The organism is Zunongwangia atlantica 22II14-10F7 (assembly GCF_002094855.1).
Classification (GTDB): domain Bacteria; phylum Bacteroidota; class Bacteroidia; order Flavobacteriales; family Flavobacteriaceae; genus Zunongwangia; species Zunongwangia atlantica.
On record NZ_ARYN01000005.1, the window covers coordinates 184254 to 206204 of the forward strand.

Annotated in this window: 20 protein-coding genes; 10 read left to right on the top strand and 10 right to left on the bottom strand. The window is 35.3% G+C overall.

Going from position 1 to position 21951, the window contains the following annotated elements:
- Positions 1–60: 60 nt before the first annotated feature.
- The 5 genes from guaB to IIF7_RS06955 form a co-directional block, all read right to left on the bottom strand.
- The gene (gene guaB, locus IIF7_RS06935) at positions 61–1533 is read right to left on the bottom strand and encodes an IMP dehydrogenase (protein ID WP_084841024.1); all 1473 of its coding nucleotides are present in this window, start codon (positions 1531–1533) and stop codon (positions 61–63) included.
- A 75-nt stretch (positions 1534–1608) separates the two neighbouring features.
- A complete protein-coding gene (locus IIF7_RS06940; RefSeq protein ID WP_084840949.1) occupies positions 1609–3498 on the bottom strand; it encodes a tetratricopeptide repeat-containing sensor histidine kinase in 1890 nt (629 codons plus the stop codon).
- A 52-nt stretch (positions 3499–3550) separates the two neighbouring features.
- Positions 3551–4414, bottom strand: a complete 864-nt coding sequence (locus tag IIF7_RS06945) for a hydroxymethylglutaryl-CoA lyase (protein WP_084840950.1) — start codon at positions 4412–4414, stop codon at positions 3551–3553.
- A gap of 256 nt (positions 4415–4670) precedes the next feature.
- Complete coding sequence (locus tag IIF7_RS06950; protein WP_084840951.1) at positions 4671–5285, bottom strand: LysE family translocator; 615 nt, start codon at positions 5283–5285, stop codon at positions 4671–4673.
- A 12-nt stretch (positions 5286–5297) separates the two neighbouring features.
- Positions 5298–6326: a quinone-dependent dihydroorotate dehydrogenase gene (locus IIF7_RS06955; RefSeq protein WP_084840952.1), complete on the bottom strand. Its 1029-nt coding sequence runs from the start codon at positions 6324–6326 to the stop codon at positions 5298–5300.
- Positions 6327–6497: 171 nt separating this feature from the next.
- On the opposite strand from IIF7_RS06955, the gene pepT reads away from it, so the two are divergent.
- The 4 genes from pepT (at position 6498) to IIF7_RS06975 (ending at position 9258) form a co-directional block, all read left to right on the top strand.
- Entirely contained in the window at positions 6498–7730 is a 1233-nt protein-coding gene (gene pepT / locus IIF7_RS06960) for a peptidase T (protein WP_084840953.1), read from the top strand.
- Positions 7731–7946: 216 nt separating this feature from the next.
- Positions 7947–8540, top strand: coding sequence for a YdeI/OmpD-associated family protein (locus tag IIF7_RS06965; protein WP_084840954.1), 594 nt, complete (start codon positions 7947–7949; stop codon positions 8538–8540).
- A 111-nt stretch (positions 8541–8651) separates the two neighbouring features.
- The gene (locus IIF7_RS06970; protein ID WP_139801281.1) at positions 8652–8957 is read left to right on the top strand and encodes a nucleotidyltransferase family protein; all 306 of its coding nucleotides are present in this window, start codon (positions 8652–8654) and stop codon (positions 8955–8957) included.
- Complete coding sequence (locus IIF7_RS06975) at positions 8926–9258, top strand: HepT-like ribonuclease domain-containing protein (protein WP_084840956.1); 333 nt, start codon at positions 8926–8928, stop codon at positions 9256–9258. The genes IIF7_RS06970 and IIF7_RS06975 overlap by 32 nt, the downstream gene beginning before the upstream one ends.
- Positions 9259–9331: 73 nt before the next feature.
- Here the strand turns inward: IIF7_RS06975 and yajC are convergent, their stop codons facing one another.
- The 4 genes from yajC to IIF7_RS06995 form a co-directional block, all read right to left on the bottom strand.
- On the bottom strand, positions 9332–9655 hold the full coding sequence (gene yajC, locus IIF7_RS06980) for a preprotein translocase subunit YajC (protein ID WP_084840957.1): 324 nt from the start codon (positions 9653–9655) through the stop codon (positions 9332–9334).
- 24 nt (positions 9656–9679) lie between these two features.
- On the bottom strand, positions 9680–10144 hold the full coding sequence (locus IIF7_RS06985; protein WP_084840958.1) for a DUF1573 domain-containing protein: 465 nt from the start codon (positions 10142–10144) through the stop codon (positions 9680–9682).
- A gap of 43 nt (positions 10145–10187) precedes the next feature.
- Positions 10188–11132 carry a transcription antitermination factor NusB gene (gene nusB, locus IIF7_RS06990; protein ID WP_084840959.1) on the bottom strand — a complete coding sequence of 315 codons (945 nt, stop codon included), beginning with the start codon at positions 11130–11132 and terminating at the stop codon, positions 10188–10190.
- Positions 11133–11216: 84 nt separating this feature from the next.
- Positions 11217–12320: a Glu/Leu/Phe/Val family dehydrogenase gene (locus IIF7_RS06995; protein ID WP_084840960.1), complete on the bottom strand. Its 1104-nt coding sequence runs from the start codon at positions 12318–12320 to the stop codon at positions 11217–11219.
- Between the two features lie 136 nt (positions 12321–12456).
- Between IIF7_RS06995 and IIF7_RS07000 the strand changes: the two genes are divergently transcribed.
- The 6 genes from IIF7_RS07000 (at position 12457) to IIF7_RS07025 (ending at position 21389) form a co-directional block, all read left to right on the top strand.
- The gene (locus IIF7_RS07000; RefSeq protein ID WP_084840961.1) at positions 12457–14214 is read left to right on the top strand and encodes an ABC transporter ATP-binding protein; all 1758 of its coding nucleotides are present in this window, start codon (positions 12457–12459) and stop codon (positions 14212–14214) included.
- A 76-nt stretch (positions 14215–14290) separates the two neighbouring features.
- On the top strand, positions 14291–14668 hold the full coding sequence (locus IIF7_RS07005) for a PUR family DNA/RNA-binding protein (RefSeq protein ID WP_084840962.1): 378 nt from the start codon (positions 14291–14293) through the stop codon (positions 14666–14668).
- A gap of 75 nt (positions 14669–14743) precedes the next feature.
- Positions 14744–17263 carry a M14 family zinc carboxypeptidase gene (locus IIF7_RS07010; RefSeq protein WP_084840963.1) on the top strand — a complete coding sequence of 840 codons (2520 nt, stop codon included), beginning with the start codon at positions 14744–14746 and terminating at the stop codon, positions 17261–17263.
- A gap of 314 nt (positions 17264–17577) precedes the next feature.
- Entirely contained in the window at positions 17578–19341 is a 1764-nt protein-coding gene (locus IIF7_RS07015; RefSeq protein WP_084840964.1) for a TrkH family potassium uptake protein, read from the top strand.
- Between the two features lie 7 nt (positions 19342–19348).
- The gene (locus tag IIF7_RS07020) at positions 19349–20050 is read left to right on the top strand and encodes a potassium channel family protein (protein WP_084840965.1); all 702 of its coding nucleotides are present in this window, start codon (positions 19349–19351) and stop codon (positions 20048–20050) included.
- A 556-nt stretch (positions 20051–20606) separates the two neighbouring features.
- Positions 20607–21389 (top strand): hypothetical protein, encoded by a 783-nt coding sequence (locus IIF7_RS07025; RefSeq protein ID WP_084840966.1) that lies wholly within the window; start codon positions 20607–20609, stop codon positions 21387–21389.
- Between the two features lie 167 nt (positions 21390–21556).
- On the opposite strand, the gene IIF7_RS07030 is transcribed toward IIF7_RS07025, so the two are convergent.
- Positions 21557–21892, bottom strand: coding sequence for a tRNA-binding protein (locus tag IIF7_RS07030; RefSeq protein WP_084840967.1), 336 nt, complete (start codon positions 21890–21892; stop codon positions 21557–21559).
- Between the last annotated feature and the right edge of the window lie 59 nt (positions 21893–21951).

Here is a 21951-nt window from a genome sequence, read left to right on the forward strand (position 1 = left end):
AGTTATAATAAATAAAAAAGCCCGCAAATGCGGGCTTTTTTATTTATCGATACTCGTTGATTATCTACTATAATTTGGAGATTCTTTAGTAATGGTAACATCGTGTGGATGACTTTCATGAATACCAGATGCTGTGATTTTCACAAATTTTGCATGCTCTTTTAAGGCTTCAATATCTTTAGCTCCGCAATATCCCATACCAGCTCTTAAGCCTCCAACAAATTGATGGATACTTTCTTCTAATTCTCCTTTGTAAGGTACACGCCCTACAATTCCTTCTGGAACCAGTTTTTTAATATCATCTTCTACATCCTGAAAATAGCGATCTTTAGATCCTTTTTTCATAGCTTCTACAGACCCCATTCCGCGGTAAGATTTAAATTTTCTTCCCTCGTAAATAATGGTTTCTCCCGGAGACTCTTTAGTTCCTGCTAAAAGCGAACCTAACATCACACAATCTGCTCCTGCAGCCAGTGCTTTCGGGATATCACCAGTATAACGAATACCTCCATCTGCAATAACAGGCACTCCGCTTCCCTTAATAGCAGCAGCTACTTCTAAAACTGCTGAAAACTGAGGAAAACCAACACCTGCTACAACTCTTGTTGTACAAATAGAACCTGGACCAATACCTACTTTTACAGCATCTGCTCCAGCTTCAACTAGATATTTTGCAGCTTCACCAGTAGCTATATTTCCAACAACCACTTCTAATTCTGGAAACTTTGCTTTTACTTCTTTAAGTACAAACACCACTCCTTTTGTATGCCCGTGTGCCGTATCGATAATAATCGCATCTACACCGGCATTATAAAGTGCTTCAGCTCTTTGTACAGCATCGCCGGTAACTCCAATTGCTGCAGCAACTCTTAATCTTCCGTAGCTATCTTTATTAGCGTTAGGCTTTTGGGTAAGTTTGGTAATATCTCTAAAAGTAATTAAGCCAACCAGCTTATCTTCTTTATTTACTACCGGAAGTTTTTCAATTTTATTTTCCTGAAGAATATCTTCTGCCTGCTCTAAAGAAGTTCCTTCAGCTACAGTTACAAGATTTTCTGAAGTCATCACTTCTGAAATAGGACGTTGGTTATTTTTCTCGAATCTTAGATCACGATTAGTAACAATGCCTATCAATTTACCACCTTCATCAACAATAGGAATACCTCCAATGCTATGCTCTTTCATTTGATCTTTAGCATCCTGAACAGTAGAAGAAATTGGCAGGGTAACAGGATCGATAATCATTCCGCTTTCAGCACGTTTTACTTTACGCACTTTTAAAGCCTGCTGCTCTATCGTCATGTTTTTATGAAGAACACCTATACCTCCCTCTCTAGCCATGGCAATTGCCATACGGGATTCTGTTACGGTATCCATCGCTGCTGAAACAATAGGAACGTTAATCGTTATGTTTTTGGTAAATTTTGTCTGGATATTTACTTCGCGCGGTAAAACCTCAGAGAAGGCAGGGACTAAAAGAACATCATCATAAGTAAGCCCTTCTCCCAGAATTTTGGATTCGTGTGCAATCATGGCAATTAAGAATTTAATTGCATGCAAATATACACAGTTTTCGGTAGAATGCGTTAGGTTTAGGTGAATAAATCCTTAATCATTGTTTTTTCTGAAACAAATGATAAATTCAGATCCTTCCCCATCATAACTTTTAATTTCCAGTCGCGCATCATTCAGCGTTAAAAATTGCTTCACTAAAAGCAATCCTATCCCGGTACCAGTTTCCATTTCAGTACCTAATTCAGACATCATTTGTGTATTAAAATTCTGAATTTGAACTATACGATCTTCCGAAATTCCATCACCGCCATCCATTATTTTAAATAGCACGCATTTTTCAGTTTCCTTATAATGAATTTTAATCTCTTTCCCAGGATGGGTATACTTTATCGCATTACTTATAAGGTTATGCAATATGATAGACAAATGACCATTATCGAAGAAAATCGGACTCAAATTTGAAGGAATTTCATGGATAATCTGAATGTTTTTCGACTTCGCTACCAGGTAATGCGCCTCCATGATTTCCTTAACACGCTTAGGCAAAATAACCTCTTCAATATACATTTTAGAACCTTCAAGCTGTGAATTGGCCCATTGCAATAAATTTTGAAGCATCGAAGAAGTTGCCGAAACCTGCTTTAGCATTTCATCCAAAAGTTCAGCCTGCTCTTTCTCGGTAAATTCACCCGTATTTATTAATTCTAATAACTTTTGAATTGAACCAATAGGCGATTTTAAATCATGCGATAAAATAGAAAATAATCGATCTTTACTTTTATTGATCTTAGCAAGTTCTTCGTTACGCTCTGTGATCACATCGTTCTTCTGAAGTATTAGTCTATTTTTCTCTTCCAAGGTTTTTCTAAACTCCTCTTTTTGCTTGTAGTTTTTTATCCAAAAGAATAAAATGAGTAACAGAACAAAACCAGCAAATAAAAGAATCGCGATAATAAGCTTATTCTTAGAAAGCTCTTTATCTTTCTCCATCTTCTCTGTTCTTAACCTGCGATTATCAGCTTCCTTCTGCTCCAGGTTTAAGAGATTAATCGCCCGTATTCTTTTTTGATTATATAAAGAATCGCGATAAGCTTTATTTTGTTTAGAAAAAACAACAGCCTTTTCCAGGTTTCCCTGTTCATCATAAATATCAAACAACACACCTGTGATGCGCTCTAACTCAAAAAAAGAGGCATTGTTTTTTGCAAAATCCAGTGCTTTTAAACCAAAAACTTCTGCAGCATCTAAATTATTTAAGGCTAAATTGGTTCTGGCAAGGCCATAATACGAAAATGCTTTTTCCCAGTTATTGGGCTCTACACTATCATTTAAAACACTTTGATAATATTTTAAAGCGGTAGGAATCTCACTTTTTTCATAAGCCAGATTTCCTAAATGATTTAAAGTTAAATGCTCTATATCCTTTCTTCCTGAAGCTACGGCTAAACTTAAAGCACTATCTAAAGTTACTTTCGCCTTTTCCAGCTCACCGGTTTGTAATTCAGATACCCCTAAATTTATCACTGCTGGTGCAGCGGCAAAATCATCTTCAGCTAAATTATAATAATCTATAGCCTGTTTAAAATAGTCTACTGCTTCTATGTGACGATCGATTCCCTGCTGAATAAGGCCAAGCCCATTTAAACACTTCCCAACACTTTCCCAATCATCTAATTCTCTAAAAAGCTTCTCGGCTTCTAAAAAATGGGTTAAAGAAAGATAATAATCACCCTTTACATAAAATGCTATAGCGTATTTACGAGCAAGTTCAGCTTCTAAAGCAACATCTTTACTTTGTACTACAAAAGTTTGCGCCTTTTTTAATTTCTCCTCGGCAAGATTAAAATCATTAAATAGAAATTCACTGGCTTCATCTAAATAAAAATAAGCCGAATCGGCTATTTGCTCTTGTGAGAAATCTGACTGAGCCCAAGCCAATTTTGTAAGAAAAAGAAAGAAAATTCCTAATAATCTGATTCGCAAACCTTAAACCTATTAATTCTGCACAATAATAAGAAGAAAAGTAAAAGTTTTCCTAATGATAAGCCCCGAAGATTTCACTAGCTTTATTAAAAGCAGCCTCAAAACTCCCCATTCTAAGATTTGTGTTCTGTTTTTTGGTGTTGAAATAGGAGTACATTTTTTCTGTAGGCATATTTCCTGTAAGCTCATCTTTCGCCATCGGGCAACCACCAAACCCCTGAATTGCTCCATCAAATCGAGTACAACCTGATGTAAAAGCTGCATCTACTTTTTCGAACCAGGTACCTGGTGTGGTATGTAAATGCGCACCAAACTCGATATTGGAGAATTTTGGGATTAATTCTGAAAACAAATAAGTGATGACTTCTGGGGTTGAGGTTCCAACAGTGTCAGACAATGATAAGATCTTTACTCCCATTCCCGATAACTTTTCGGTCCATTCTCCAACAATTTCTACATTCCAGGGATCACCGTAGGGATTTCCGAAGCCCATAGAAAGATATGCAACGACCTCTTTATTGGCTTTACCTGCAATGTCTAGAATTTCCTTCAATATCTCCACAGACTCATCGATGGTTTTATGCGTATTACGCATCTGGAAGTTTTCTGAAATTGAAAATGGGTATCCTAAATAATCAATTTCAGGAAATTGAGCAGCATCTTCAGCTCCGCGTGTATTAGCTACAATTGCCAAAAGCTTACTTTTTGTCTTGCTAAGATCGAGCATCGAAAGCACCTCGGCCGTATCGCGCATTTGAGGAATCGCTTTCGGAGAAACAAAGCTACCAAAATCGATCGTATCGAAACCACATTGTAATAAAGACTGAATATATCTTGCTTTGGCCTGTGTTGGAATAAAATCTTTAATTCCCTGCATGGCATCACGCGGACATTCGATAAGTTTTATTTCTCCCATGCTCCCAAAGATAGTTTTTTAGATTTTGATAGTAAAGTACCTTGAGGCAACCCCACAAGGCATTCGTTAAAAATAAATTTTTAATTTCGAGGCAAGCCTCAGGTTACTATACCCTTTGGCGGCGCCAATAAAATCTAATGTTTATTCAGAAATAAGCAATTGCTTCAGAAAAAATAAATGATAACTAACAAGTCGAAATTCTACAAAAAAAGGGCTCATTTTTATACAATCCTGACAAACCAAGAACTTCTGGGAATTAAATAAGAATAAAAACTCCAATTCCTATAAAAACTAAAACCTGAGTCCATTTTAAAACCACACCCGAATTTCGGTGTTTTTGAAGGTATTTTGAAATGCTTCCGGCAAGGATCGCTACCAATACAAAGATCAAAAACCCCTGAAGCATAAAAATGAGTCCTAAAATATAGAATTGCAACACCGTATTTCCTTCAGGTTCCCATAAAAATCCGGGGAAAAGCGCTAAAAAAAAGATTGTTACCTTTGGGTTTAAAACATTCATTATAAATCCCTGCCTATACAATCCAAACAGACTTTTTTGTTTAATTCCTTCCGTAGAAAAAGCTATTTTAGGATCACTTTTAAAGACTTTATAAGCCAAAAAGAACAAATAAGCCGCACCAAGACATTTTATAACCAAATAAATAGTCTCCGACTGTTTTATGATTGCTGAAACGCCAAAAGCCACCAAAGTGGTATGCACTACCACTCCAGAAACTAATCCCAAAGCCGTAATAATAGCATGCTTTTTTCCATTCGCCATTCCCTGCACCAAAACATAAATAATATCTGGCCCCGGGGCAAGCGTAAGTAATATTGTTGCCGTTAAAAATGGAATGATCTGTTCTAACAAAAGCTCTTTAAATTACAATTTCGGATAGTTTTCGAGGATCTTTTTATTGATCGCTTTAATAAGCGCAGGACCTTCGTAAATAAATCCTGTGTATAATTGCACCAAACTTGCGCCGGCTTCTAACTTTTCGATAGCATCCTCTGCGGTATGAATTCCGCCCACACCAATGATTGGAAAAGCTTTATTACTTTTTTCTGAAAGAAATTTAATCACTTCGGTAGATCTTTTAGTAAGTGGTTTTCCGCTAAGGCCACCGGTTTCGTTTTTATCTTCAGATTTTAAACCTTCTCGAGAGATTGTGGTGTTTGTTGCGATTACTCCGTCGATCTTAGTTTCCTGAACGATATCGATAATGTCCAAAAGCTGAGAATCGGTAAGATCTGGTGCGATTTTTAACAATATTGGCTTTTGTTTTGGCTTCGCATTATTCAGTTCCATCAAAGTTTTCAGCAGATGCGTTAAAGGTTCTTTATCCTGAAGCGCACGTAAATTTGGTGTATTTGGCGAACTTACATTTACCACAAAATAATCAACATAATCAAATAAAGCTTCAAAACAGATCTTGTAATCTTCTACAGCTTCTTCGTTTGGCGTCACCTTGTTTTTACCAATATTACCACCAATTAAAACATCGGTATTTTTCTTAAGTTCTTCAACCATTTGCTCAACACCTCCATTATTAAAACCCATTCGGTTAATGATTGCCTGGTCTGCTTTTAATCTAAACAAGCGTTTTTTATCGTTACCGGGCTGTGGTTTTGGCGTAACCGTACCAACTTCAATAAAACCGAAACCAAGATTCGATAATTCCTTATATAATTTTGCATCTTTATCGAATCCAGCTGCCAATCCAACCGGATTTTTAAACTTGAGTCCAAAAACTTCCCGACTCAAACGCGGATCTTTATTGCTGAATTTTGATCTTAAAATTGCGGATACACCCGGAATTTTATTTAATTTCTTTAAAGTATTAAAGGTGAAATGATGAATTGCCTCTGGATCGTATTTAAAAAGTATCGGGCGAATTAAAGACTTGTACATATTCGGCTGGTTTGTGCAAAAATAAATGAATTGTAAAAATGAACATACTAAATCTTAAAAGGTTTTGTACCCGAATGTCAATTCGCTAATTTTGATTTGATAAACAAGATTTATTTCAGGAAAAAATCCTTCAGAGAATCAAGTAATTTTAGACAACTAACACCAACAAATATGATCAATAAACAAGAAGTTTTAGATCGATTTATAAGCTATATAAGCATAGACACCCAAAGTGACCCTGAAAGCGAAAGTACGCCCAGCACAGAAAAGCAATGGATTCTTGCCAATAAACTGGCCTCAGAACTAGAAGAAATGGGAATGCAGGAAGTAAGTATCGACGAGAATGCTTATGTAATGGCTACTTTGCCAGCTAACATTGAAAAAGAATGCCCGGTGATTGGCTTTGTATCTCATTTTGATACTTCACCAGATTTTAATGGCGCGAATATTAATCCGCAGATTATCGAAAATTACGATGGTGGCGATATCGTTCTTAATGCTGAAAAAAATATTATGCTGTCTTCGGAATATTTTGACGATTTGAAACAGTACGAAGGGCAAACTATTATTACTACCGATGGTACCAGCCTTTTAGGTGCTGACGATAAAGCTGGAATTACTGAAATCATGTCGGCCATGAAATATCTTTTAGAGCATCCTGCAGTTAAGCATGGCACGCTAAAAGTTTGCTTTACACCAGATGAAGAAATTGGTCGTGGAGCACATAAATTTGATGTTGCTAAGTTTGGAGCAGACTGGGCATACACAATGGATGGTAGCCAGATTGGTGAATTAGAATATGAAAATTTTAATGCCGCAAGCGCTAAAGTGACCGTTAGCGGAAAAAGCGTACATCCCGGTTATGCCAAAGATAAAATGGTAAACAGCATGTATATTGCTCAGGATTTTATCAACTCGCTACCAAGATTGGAAACTCCAGAACATACAGAGGGCAGACAGGGTTTTTTCCACTTAAGCAATATTAATGGTGATGTTGAAGAAACCGTGCTTCAATACATTATTCGCGATCACGATAAAAAGCATTTTGAAGCTCGCAAACAAATGATCCAGGATCTTGGTTTGGAGATTTGCAAACAGTATGATAGCGAATGTGTACAGGTAGAAGTTAAAGATCAATATCGCAATATGCGCGAAAAGATCGAACCAATGATGCATATTGTAGATCTGGCAAAAGAAGCGATGGAAGCGGTTGAGGTAACACCAATTATTAAACCTATTAGAGGTGGAACAGATGGTTCTCAACTAAGTTTTATGGGGCTTCCCTGCCCTAATATTTTTGCTGGCGGACATAATTTCCACGGAAAATATGAATATGTACCTTTAGAAAGTATGCTAAAAGCTACTGAAGTTATCATAAAAATTGCCGAACTTAATGCCAGGTAATTCTTTAGAAAATCAAGATTGGTGATTTATCAATTAAATATCGGTAAATTATAATCGTTCATGTCACCCTGAATCTGCCTCGCCGGCTGGCAGGCTTGATTCAGGGTCTCATCTACAAAGTGCTGTTTTTAGGATCTGAATGAGATTCCGGATCAAGTCCGGAATGACAAAATTTAAGAAATAAATTATAATCAATTTTAAGCTAAATTGATCGCTATGGCAGTAAAAGACGTAGATGAATACATTGAAGTTCACGAGTATTGGCAAACCGAATTAAGGCAGATTCGGGAGATGCTTCAGGAAACCATTTTAGAAGAAACTATAAAATGGGGAGCGCCAACTTATACGCTAAAAAACAAAAATGTTGCAGGACTTGCAGCCTTTAAAAATCATATTGCGCTCTGGTTTTTTAACGGGGCCTTACTTCAGCAGAACACAGGCTTACTTGTAAATGCCCAGGAAAATAAAACCAAAGCTTTACGGCAAATTCGATTTGAAAAAGGCGAAGAAATTAATACTGAAATTTTGCTTCCGTATGTTTTAGAAGCGATCGAAAACCAGAAGCTTGGAAAAACGATAAAAGCTTCAAGAAAAAAAGATCTTAAGATTCCGACTGAATTGAAATTGGCTTTAAAAAATGATGCTGAATTAAACGAATCTTACTGCCAGCTAACTTCAGGAAAACAAAGAGAATATGCCGATCATATTAGCGAAGCCAAAAGAGAAGCAACGCGAGCAAAGCGATTAGAAAAAATTATTCCAATGATAAAAAAGGGCGTAGGATTACACGATAAGTATAAAAATTGCTGATTTATATTATTGTAACTTCTGCTTTTTAATGCTCCAGACATTCTTAAAAATCTTATCAAAAAATTAGATTATATTAGCTATATGAATCTGAAAGAATCAATTAAATATAGGATGTCTGATTTTTTGACGTTATGTAAAACTCATGACGTTAAAACTTTATACGCTTTTGGTTCTTCTACAACAGATCATTTTAACGAAGATACAAGTGATATCGATCTTTTAATTGAAATTGAAAATAACGACCCTATTAAAAGAGGCGAAAATCTTATGAATATTTGGGACAAACTCGAACAGTTTTTTCAAAGAAAAGTTGATTTACTTACCAACAGCTCCATTAAAAATCCAATTCTTAGACAGGAAATCGAGTCTACCAAAATTTTAATCTATGATGGACAAAAGCAGGAAATATCTCTCTGATATTTTAATCGCTATTGATTTAATAGAAGATTTTATCATAGACATTTCAGATTTTAATGACTATGAGAAGGATCTAAAAACACAAAGTGCTGTAGAAAGGCAGTTAGCCATTATAGGTGAAGCTCTAAATAAATTTAAAAAAGTCGCTCCAGATATCAGCATCGAAAATGATAAACGAATAATTTCGTTCAGAAATAGATTAGTTCATGCTTACGACAGCATCGATAATTCTATTGTTTGGGCAATAATTAATAGAAATCTGAAACCGTTAAAAAAGGAGATCAAAGATATTTTAAATTAAACATTGCTTTATATCCATAAAAAAATCCCTTTAGGAATTCTAAAGGGATTTTTTTATTTTTTAAAAGAGTAAATTACTTTTTCTCTTCTTTTAGCTTTTTATCTTCCTTGGCAGGTTTCGCCGGCTCGTTAAGCTTTTGGCTCATTTCAAGAGATATTGAAGATTTATCGAAAGTGATCTTTCCAGCACCGGTTTCAATAATTACCGCGTTGTTTTTCTCACTAAAATCTACAATTTTACCATGCATTCCGCTTTTGGTAACTACTCGATCTCCTTTTTTTAATTCAGCAATAAAGCTTTTTTCCTGTTTAGCCTTTTTCATTTGCGGGCGTATCATAAAAAAATACACTACGGCAAACATTAAGATTAAAGGAAGAAACTGTTGTATTTGATCCATATATAATTAATTCTCGCTATTTATTTAGCTTGCGCTCTCTGCTTCTACAAAAGCTTTAATTTTTATTTGCTCTTGTCCATTTTCTGTATTTGCAGAGATAGTTACTGTTTTTTGAACCTGTCCTCTACCAGAACCATTGTATTTTACAAGCATCTCACCTGTTTCTCCTGGCTGAATAGATTCGTTTTTATGATATTCTGGCACAGTACATCCACAAGTACTTTTTGCATTAGTAATTACTAAAGGCGCTCTACCAGTATTAGTAAAAGTAAATACATGCTCTACCGGCTCTCCTTGTGGTATATTTCCAAAATCGAACTCAGTTTCATCGAAAGTCAGCTCAGGATACACTGTAGCTTTAGAGTCACGTGCTGCTGCTGCATCAACGTTTTCAGCTTTCACTTTTTCTGAAGCGCTGCTACCAGCATCTTTACAAGAAGTGAAGAACATTGTTCCCACTGCTGCTATTAATAAAATTCCTTTTTTCATAATATGTATAAATTTGAGGTTTAAAATTAAGAAAAAATCTAGACTACATAAGGCCGCGCCCTATTTTATTTAATTTCCCGTCGGTTTTGTATTCTTTTGAAAGCTTATCCAGAATTCCGTTTATAAAAATACTACTTTTTGGGGTACTATATTCTTTACTAATCTCAAGATATTCGTTAATTGTCACTTTAACAGGAATTGACGGAAATTCTAAAAACTCACAAATCGCCATTTTTAAGAGTACAGTGTCAATTTCAGCAATCCTATCTTTATCCCAGTTTGGTGTTTTCCCCTGCATTTCTTCGGAAAGTTTTGCATCTTTAAGATAGGTTTTTCTGAAGAGATTAACAGCAAATTCTTTATCGTCTATAGATTTAAATAGCTTTGGAAGTTTATCTTCTGGAGTTGCGGTTTGCTTTAATTTCTGAAGCATTTTCACCACGGCGGTATTCACTAAAGGAAGATCGTCCAGCCAGGTTAATTTTTTATCTTCAAAATAATCGTAAATTTTATCATTTGGCGCAATCACCTTTTTAAAAATGGCAAGGATAAAATCCTTATCCTCTTTAAACGAGTTATCTCTCGTTTCCATATAATTTGCGAATGCATCACTTTCTTTGATCTCGTTCCATAAAATAGCAACGTACTCATCATCAAACTTCCAATGATTAAGTTTACGATCGTCGATAATTTGCTCTAATTGGGTGTTTTGTTCTAAGATTTCAAAAACCGAATTCTGAATAAATTTCCTGTTTGGATCTTTATCCTCTTGTGTTGCGAGATGTTTTTGTTGGGAACGTTCTAAAAAAGTTTCGGCATGCGCTTTAATTTCGGTTAACAAACTTAGCTGAAGCACAAAAAGATCGTACATCTCTTCCATGCTTTTTAGCAGGAATTTCTCCTCGCTCGCAAGATTGTCATTTTCACTTTGGTTGAATGCGTATAAGGACTGCATTACCTTAACTCGAATATGTCTTCTTGTCAACATAATTGTAAAAGAACTTTTTTAGAATTTAAAAAGGGCGAAAGATTATTCTTTCGCCCTGCAAAAATACCAATATTTTGATTCTGGCTACTTCAAACTTGATTTTTTTCTATCTTCAATTCTTTGCTTTGCAATTTTAAGTGCTGCGAAGTGCGTTGTAATATCTTCTCTTGCCGCAGTTTCAAGGATTTGCAAGGTAGTATTGTAGATATTTTCGGTCTTCGACATAATTTCTTGTCGGCTATATTTTTCTAATTCAGCATACACATTTATAATTCCACCGGCATTAATTAGAAAATCTGGCGCATAAACGATTCCGCGTTCACGCAAAATCTGTCCATGTTTAACTTCATCTGCTAATTGATTATTAGCAGCACCAGCAACAACTTTACAGTTTAGTCGTTTTACGGTATCATCATTAATCGTTGCTCCTAATGCACAAGGTGCATAAATATCTACATGTGCGCTATATACATCTGCTTCATCAAAAATAATTGCACCGTATTTATTACGAACTTCCTGTAAACGCTCTTCGCTAATATCACTAATGTACACTTTAGCCCCATCGTTAGTTAAATATTCAACCAAAGTTTCACCAACGTGTCCAATACCCTGCACCAATACAGAACGACCTTCTAACTCATCTGTTCCAAACTGATATTTAGCAGCAGCTTTAATTCCCATAAAAACACCGTAAGCGGTAACTGGTGATGGATTTCCTGACCCTCCTCTTTCCTCAGAAATTCCGGTTACATAAGGAGTTACATCTCTTACAAGATCCATATCTGCAGTTTCCATCCCAACATCTTCAGCAGTAATGTATTTTCCGCCAAGAGAATCTACATACTCACCAAACTTCATCATTAACTCTGGAGTCTTTTGGGTTTTAGCATCACCAATAATAACAGCTTTACCTCCACCAAGGTTTAAACCAGTAATCGCACTTTTAAACGTCATCCCTCTAGAAAGACGTAATACATCATTTAATGCTTCCCATTCGCTGGTATAATTCCACATTCTGGTTCCGCCCAAGGCTGGTCCCAAAACTGTGTTGTGAATACCTATTATTGCTTTTAATCCTGTATCTTTGTCGTTACAAAAAACAACCTGTTCATGATTATCGAACGAAAGCTGTCCAAATACTGGTGCAGCTTTTTTAAGTTCTTTAGCATTTAAAACATCAACTTGCATAATTTGCGGGTTTTTAAATTAATGTCATTTTTACATATCCTAAAAATGACGGCGCAAAAATAAGAATATTTTAATTTTACACCATTAAATTATGGTAAAAATAACATATTCTTAAAATCAGAGATTTATTTTAAGGATGAAACATTTAAGAACGCTCAATCAATTCTTTTTAAAATATAAGTGGAAATTAGTCTTAGGACTGGTGGTAACCATCATCTCCAGGATATTTGGTTTGTACTTTATACCGCTTGTTGGTAACTCTACAGATGCTATCGAGCAATATATAAATGGAGAGCTTACTAATTTTGACAATTTAAAGGCAGAGTTAATTAAAAATATCCTGCTTTTAGTTGGCACAACATTGATTTCTGCATTTTTCACTTTTCTAATGCGGCAAACTTTTATTGTGGTTTCCCGTCATATCGAATACGATTTAAAGAATGTTGTATATAAACATTATCAGGAATTATCGCTTAATTTTTATAAAAAAAACCGTACGGGAGATTTAATGAACCGTATTAGTGAAGATGTCACCAAAGTAAGAATGTACCTGGGGCCAGCAATTATGTATACGGTTACTACGCTTACCTCAACAATCGTTGTTCTTATATTTATGATTCAGGCAGCTCCGGTTTTAACGCTTTATACGGTAATCCCATTACCCATTTTATCTTTTGCGATTTATAAATTAAGCGTTGCAATACAAAAACGAAGCACAATTGTTCAGCAATATTTATCGAAATTAAACACCTTTACTCAGGAAAGTTTCAGCGGGATTGCTGTTATAAAATCTTATGGTTTAGAACAACAAACCGATAACAACTTTACAGAGCTTTCGAATTCGAGCAGGGATAAAAATATCGATCTTGTAAAAGTTCAGGCTTTTTTCTTTCCGCTAATGGTTTTGCTTATCGGGATAAGTAATGTTCTTGTTATCTATGTTGGTGGTCGCCAGTATATCACCGGCCAGATCGATAATCTTGGAGTTATTGTAGAGTTCTTACTTTATGTAAATATGTTAACCTGGCCTGTAGCTTCGATTGGATGGGTTACTTCTTTAGTAAAACAGGCCGAAGCCTCACAGGAACGTATTAATGAATTTTTAGATAGCGAACCAGAAATTAAAAATCACAAAGAAGCTGAAGATGATATTAAAGGCAAAGTAAACTTTAAAAATGTAACTTTTACTTATGAAGATACTAATATTACTGCCCTTAAAAATATATCTTTTGAAGTTAACCAGGGAGAAACCTTAGCTATTATTGGTAAAACCGGATCTGGAAAATCTACAGTTTTAGATCTTATTGGCCGACTTTATGATGTAGAAGATGGATCTATAGAAATCGATGGACAAAATATCAAAAACCTAAATTTAGATAGCCTAAGAAGAAATATTGGTTACGTTCCGCAAGATGCATTCCTGTTTAGTGATTCGATTAGAAACAACATCAAATTCGGAAAAGAAAACGCAACAGACGATGATGTAATCGAAGCTGCTAAAACCGCATCTGTTCATAAAAACATTAAAAACTTCAGCAAAGGTTATGATACCGTTCTTGGTGAACGAGGAATCACTTTATCTGGAGGACAAAAACAACGGGTTTCTATCGCCAGGGCGATTATCCAAAACCCACAAATTCTGCTTTTTGACGATTGCCTTTCAGCAGTAGATACAGAAACCGAAGAAGCGATTCTTAGCAATCTTTTCAAAATTTCAAGAAATAAGACCACAATTATTGTGAGTCATCGAATTTCTTCAGCAAAAAATGCGGATAAGATAATAATTCTTGAAGACGGAAATATCGTACAACAAGGCAATCACGAAGAATTAATCAAAACAGACGGATATTATAAAGAACTGTACGCAAAACAGTTAAATGAGAAAGAAATGTGAAAATTTCTTGTAAGATGTTAATTTTTTTTAGATTTTTGAGGGCAACTTTACTAAACCATTTAAAGAATTATATTTTATGAGCGACAAGGGATTGATGGAGAAAGAAGAAATATTCTCTAAAGTACTAAGAGCGGGAAGAAGAACTTATTTCTTTGATGTGAGAGCGACTCGTGCCAACGATTATTACCTAACCATCACTGAAAGTAAAAAATTCACCAACGACGACGGATCTTTCTATTACAAAAAACACAAAATTTACTTGTATAAAGAAGATTTTGCTGGTTTTGCTGAAATTCTTCAGGAAATGACAGATTTTATCCTAGATGAAAAAGGTGAAGAAGTAATAAGCGAACGTCATCAAAAAGACTTTAAACCTTCTTACGAAGGTACCGGTGCAGTAGAAGCTAAAACTGCTCCAGAAAATTTTACTGATGTAAGCTTTGATGATATCTAAAAAATTACACTTAAATTGTTAACCGCCTCCTAACCAGAGGCGGTTTTTTTATTTTATACCTCAAAATTTTAAACTATGAAGAAATTTTTAATTCTCTTTTTTCTTATTTCATCCATTAGTTTTCAGGCTCAGGATTTCGATACTTTAAGCCTGGATTACTATTTACCAAAAAACATTACCTACAATGCCGATATTCCAAAACCACAGGATGTTATTGGCTTTGTACCTGGGCTATGGCATGTAAGCCACGACCGGCTGGTAAACTATATGACAAAACTTGCTGAAGTCTCCCCACGCATCAGCATAGAAAATCGTGGTACTACTTACGAAGGAAGGCCGCTTTTACTACTCACTATTTCTTCTGAAAAAAACATTCAGAATATTAACCAAATTCAGCAAAATCATAAAGCTTTAGTTGAAGAAGGCTCTGCGAATATCGATACTGAAAACATGCCAATTGTGGTAAACCAGGGATTTTCGATTCATGGGAACGAACCCAGCGGAACCAATGCCGCGCTACTTGCCGCTTACTATTTGGCAGCAGCTGAAGGTGATGAGATCGAAAAATTACTGGATAATACCATTATTCTTTTTGATCCTTCTTTTAATCCAGATGGATTGCAACGTTTTGCTTATTGGGCAAATACCAATCGTAGTGCAAATATCAATGCAGATCCGCAGGATCGTGAATACGACGAAGTTTGGCCAGGCGGAAGAACCAATCACTACTGGTTTGATCTTAACCGCGACTGGCTACCGGCGCAGTTGCCAGAATCACAGGCCAGAATTAAAACCTTCCATAAATGGTATCCAAATATTCTTACAGATCATCATGAAATGGGTTCTAATTCGTCATTTTTCTTTCAACCTGGGATTCCGTCGAGAACCCATCCTTTAACGCCAGACTTAAACCAAGAGCTTACACAAGAAATTGGAAAATACCACGCTGCAGCTTTCGATAAATTAGGCAGCTTTTATTTTACTGAAGAAAGCTACGACGACTTTTACTACGGAAAAGGTTCTACTTTCCCGGATATTAACGGAAGTATTGGAATTTTATTTGAGCAGGCCAGTTCTCGTGGACATGCACAGGAAACCGATAATGGATTACTGACTTTCCCCTTTACCATTAGAAATCAATTCACCGCAGCACTTTCTACTTTAGAAGCCGCAAAGAACATGAGGGTGAAATTGTTGAATTATCAGCGTGATTTTTATAAAAACGCTCGCAACTCAGCCGCAAAAGGTGCCTGGGCCTTTGGAAGTGAAAAAGACGCGACTTCTGCTTATCATTTAGCTGAAATTATGAAAAGGCATCAAATTGAAATTCATCCGGTAAACGAGGAATTCAGCGAAAATGGTAAAACCTATAAACCAGGTTCAGCATATATTATTCCGAAGAATCAAAGACAACATCGCCTGGTGGAAGCCATGTTCGAGAAAAGAACCACATTTGAAGACAGCTTATTTTATGATATTTCAGCATGGACTTTTCCGCTTGCTTTCAATGTAGATTATACCAGTGATGCTCCTTTAAGCAATGCAGGAGATGCCATTGATGAACTAGAAAAACCTGCGGTTCCTTCCGTAGAAAAAAGCGAATATGCTTACGTAATGCAATGGCATGATTACAATTCACCAAAAGCGCTGAATATGATCTTAAACAAAGGCTTAAGAGCCAGCGTTGCCATGAAAAAATTCGGTACTAAAAATAAAGAATATGACTACGGAAGCATTATGATCCCGGTTCAGAATCAAAAACTGGATAAGGAAGAACTTTTCGATTTCATAAAAAATGTTTCTAAAACCGCTAATATCGAGATTGATGCTGTTGGCACTGGTTTAACTTCAGGAATTAATCTTGGTAGCCGCTTTTTTCTTCCGTTAGAAAAACAGGAAATCGCTCTTTTGGTTGGCGAAGGTATTACTCCTTATGATGCAGGAGAAATTTGGCATTTATTCGACCAACGTTACGATATTAAAGTAACCAAATTAAATACTCGCAATTTTAGCCGTGCCGATCTTAGCCGTTATACCGATATTATTTTGGTGAACAGCTGGGGATCTGCCCTAGATGAAAACGATACCGATAAACTTAAAACCTGGATTAGAAATGGCGGTACTTTAATTGCTTATAAAAATGCAGCTCGATACTTAAGCTCGAATAATTTACTGGAAATTAAGACGAAAAATAGCCGTCTCGATGCCAAAAACATAAGTTTTGAAGAGCGTAGTGATTTTTACGGCGCACAGGGAATTGGCGGTGCTATTTTTGAAGCAAAACTAGATCGTTCTCATCCTATAAATTTTGGATATAAAAACGAGAATTTAGCGCTGTTTAGAAACACCACTATTTTTGTTGAAGCAGACGAACAGAGTTATAATAATCCCATTCAGTACACCAACAATCCTTTACTTAGCGGTTATATAAGTGAAGAAAAAAGCGAGGATATTAAAAACACCGTTCCCTTTAAAACAGGCGGTTTTGGTAGAGGAAACGTTATCTACTTTACAGATAACACCAATTTTAGAGCGTTTTGGTACGGTACTAACAAATTATTGATGAATGCAATTTTCTTTGGTGATCACATGTAGTTTTAAGCAGAAAAAATGTTCAGTTAAACGCTGATATTCGATAAAAAAGGCAGATGTTTTTTTAAACATTCTGCCTTTTATTTTTCTAATCTTCACTACCAGTCTTTAAAGACCGGTTTACAAAGAATACCAAAAACAGTTCGCAAACGATAAAGGCCATTAAAATCTATATTATAAAGTAAATTTTGGGTTTTATTTAAAATAAACTTTCTTTAAGTCTATGCTTTTCTCTTTATCTTGCGCTATATTTTAGCGTGCAGCGTACTTGGATCTGCACCCAACGGAACTGAATTTTACTACAATTTCAGTAGTGTATGAGTAAATATACGATTTTAAAGTACCTAAGAAGGTTCTCTTTTTGGTTAAGCTTCTTTGCGGTAATTGCAATTATTTTTGATTTAGGTTTTTCCCACGAAAAATTTGTGGAGATCGAGATTAGAACCTTTTATTTTATTACGCTCATTATTGGAATCCCGTCTATCGCGCTACGGTATTTTATTGCCAACGAGCGTTTTCCTAAGAAAGTGAGGATTTTCGACAGTATTATTTTCTCCCTTTTTGGCCTTTTAGCCCTTGCCCAAATAGATGCGATAAGGGAAAGTATTGTGATTTTTGAGTTTTTCAATAAGATGGGATGGATCTATCTGGCCATTATTATTTATTTTATTAGGGAATTCTCTAGATTCGAATTAAAGATAAATCGGGAGATTTTAAATCCTGCACAGTTATTTATCATTAGTTTTTTCATCTTAATTCTTTTAGGCACCATGTGCTTAATGTTGCCCAAAGCAACACACGATGGAATTTCATTTTTAGATGCATTGTTTACTTCTACCAGCGCTGTTTGCGTTACAGGCTTAATCGTAGTAGATACCGGAAGTTATTTTACGCTTTTTGGACAAACAATTATTTTGGTGTTAATACAGCTTGGCGGATTAGGGATTATGACTTTTGCGAGTTATTTCAGTTATTTTTTCCGCGGAAGCACTTCCTACGAGAATCAATTAATGATGAAAAATGTAACCGACTCTGAAACCCTTGGTGAAGTTTTTTCAGCATTAAAAAAGATTCTTTTTATCACTTTTGTATTCGAATTTATTGGTGCGCTTTTAATTTATTTAAGCTTAGACCCTAAGTTATTCGAAACTGTTGGCGACCGTATTTTCTTTTCGGTTTTTCATACCATTTCTGGTTTCTGTAACGCAGGATTTTCTACTTTAGAATATAGTTTATACCAACCAGAATATCGCTTTAACTTTCCACTACACATCATTTTAGCGGTGCTATTTATACTTGGTGGCTTAGGATTTCCTATCGTACTTAACATTTATAAATACGGCAAGTATTTTATTAAAAAGAATTTACTCATTTTCAAAAGACCAGACCAACCAGTACACATGCCCTGGGTACTTAATTTAAACTCAAGAATTGTACTGGTAACAACTGCGATTTTACTTGTTGGCGGTACGATTTTCTTTATGTTTTTTGAATGGAATAACACTTTGCAAGATTATGATTTCTTCGGAAAGTTGGCCACCTCGTTCTTTGGCTCGTCTACTCCTAGAACTGCCGGTTTTAATTCTATAGATATGAGTGCATTAAATTTCTCGACCATTATGGTCATCATGTTTTTAATGTGGATTGGTGCATCGCCGGGATCTACAGGTGGTGGTATAAAAACAAGTACTATTGCTCTTGCCACTCTTAACTTTTTTAGCCTGGCCAAAGGAAAAGATCGTGTAGAAGTTTATAATCGAGAGATCACAAACAACTCGCTTAGAAGAGCTTTTTCCATTATGACATTATCTATACTTTTTGTGGGATTATCTATTTTATTAATCTCTTTTTTTGATCCAGATATGCACTTACTAGATGTTGCATTCGAGTGTATTTCAGCATACAGTACGGTTGGATTAAGTTTAGGGATTACCGCAAGTTTTTCAAGCGCATCAAAAATCGTGATTATCCTTACCATGTTTGCCGGAAGAGTAAGTATGCTAACCATTATGGCTGCATTCCTGGCAGATGTTAAACATTTAAATTATAAATACCCTACAGAGGAAGTTTTAATTAACTAATAGCATTATGAAATATATCATTATTGGATTAGGAAACTTTGGTTCGTCTTTAGCCCAAAAACTTACCGCCCTTAACAACGAAGTTATTGGCGTAGATATTCGTATGGATCGTATCGAAGCTATAAAAGACAAAATTACACACGCTATTAATTTAGATTCAACAGAATCTGCTGCAGTATCTAACCTGCCTTTAAGAGATACAGATGTTGTAGTTGTGGCTATTGGAGAAAACCAGGGTGCCAATGTGATGACTACGGCCTTAATGAAAAAGTTAAATGTAAAACGACTTATTAGCCGTGCGCAACAGGGATTACAGGAAATGGTTTTGGAAGCAATGGGCGTAGATGAGATTATTCATCCCGAAGAAGAAACAGCCGAGCGTTGGGCAAAAAAACTGAATATGCGTGGCGTAGTAGATAGCTTTGAGCTTAATGAAGATTACAGTATTGTTGAAGTTCAGGTACCAGACGAATATGATAACAGAACATTGCAGGAAATTCGTTTTAGAGAAGACTATGATCTAATTATTTTAACCACCATGAAGGTTACCGAAGGTAAAAATGATCTGGGCTGTGCAAAAAAAATAACCAATATAAAAGGTGTAGCATCTGCAGATACCAAGCTTTACAAAGGTGATATTATGGTAATCTACGGAAATAAAAAAGATATAAGAAAGCTACTTGAAGATCAACAGAAAAACGATCGATGATTGATAGTTGTTAGGACCTAGAAGGAAGCTGATATAGAAAAAACTATCTTCTTATTTTTAATTACAAATTTCACAGTTCTGTTACAAAACTCAGATTTTAAAACCATTAATAAATTAATTCATAAAAATGAAAATTGTTGGAAATGGTTTCAGAATGGATTGAACGAGCAAACAATCCTGTAGAAATTTTAGAGATAGATAAAAAACAAGCATGAAAAATGCCAGTAGTAAGTTTTTAAAAAGTGAACCTCTAATTCTCAAGCTATTTTACATCCTTGGTTTTCTATGTTTGACAGTTAGGATAACCTCTGCCTTGATCAATAAATATGTTGAGATCAGCAGTCATATTTCGTTAATTGGAAACTTAATAATTCTAGTCTTATTCGCAAGACTTGTATATAAAAGAAAACACTTATCATGAACTGAGATATCAAACAAAAATTGATAGTTAGTTAGTTAGTTAGTTAGTGAATTTGGACTATTCCAGATAAGTATATTCTACATTATTATAATGAGTAAAATAAGCCGGTTATAATTAAATCTGCTTACCAAAACAATGAAGATTATCTTCCATTTAATAATATTTATCTTTCTTACAATCCTAACACAGGTTGGGGGAATTATCTATTTAGCTTCAATTACACTAATAAGAAGAAATAAAAGAATACTTCAGCTATTTGTGTTTCTCATTCTTTACGCTCTTTCAACATTTCTAATAATTCCAACTATTGCTCCCTACTTCGGTAGAGAAAAAATTAAAGAATCTCAGAATGTCAAATTACATTCAATTTTCTATAAAATAGCGAATAGAAATTACGTTCGTCCAGAGTTAAATAGCATTATAGAGAATATAGGCAATTCAATTTCTAGAAAACATCCAGGTCTAAAATTAACTATTCTAGATGCAAATTTCCCCTTCAAAGATGGATTCCCATTGTTACCACATTTAAGTCATAACGATGGAAAAAAAGTAGATATTTCATTAATGTATAGAACCAAAGAAGGGGTATTAACCAATGAGAAACCTTCAAATAGTGGATATGGTGTTTTTGAAAATCCGCTAAAAAATGAAATTAACCAAACTACCATATGCAAAAATAATGGAGCTTGGCAATATGATTACCCCAAATACCTTACGTTTGGAAAAAATTTAGATTTAGAGTTTTCAGCAAACACTACTAAAGACTTAATACAATCGATTTTAGAGAATAATGAAATCCAAAAAATATTCTTAGAGCCACATCTAAAGAATCGTCTAAATATAAATAGCGAAAAAATGAGATTTCATGGATGTCGAGCGGTTAGACATGATGACCATCTGCATCTACAAATTCAATGAGATAGAAAGAGATAATCCTTAAGAATGCTGTGCTCACTTTATCCAGAAAAGTAATTTGCAATTTCTAGAGTAGATCATTCACCCATTACTTAACCGGTCTTAATCCGTCCCTCCGAAAGTTTTATATGCAATCTACTCCCTTACTTTAGCTCTTTTCCCATAGAAAACTATCCAATTCTTAAGCCATTCTCTACATGCAAACCAGGTTCTATCAGTGTAATATCATTGTGATCACCAACTGCTCCCATCACCAGGCATTCACTCATAAAATTAGCGATTTGTTTATCTGGGAAATTAACAACCGCAATTACCTGTTTTCCTAACAAGTCTTTTGGTTTATAATTTTTGGTGATCTGTGCTGATGTTTTTTTGAAACCAATATGTTTTCCAAAATCAATTTTCAGCTTGTAAGCGGGCTTTCTGGCTTCAGGGAACTCGTTCACCTCGATGATGGTTCCTACCCGCATTTCAACTTTTTCAAAGTCTCTCCAACTTATTTCCATAGCATTTGTATTTCTACGGAAATTTAGATATTCTAGAGTACAAATTTGTAAATTTATAG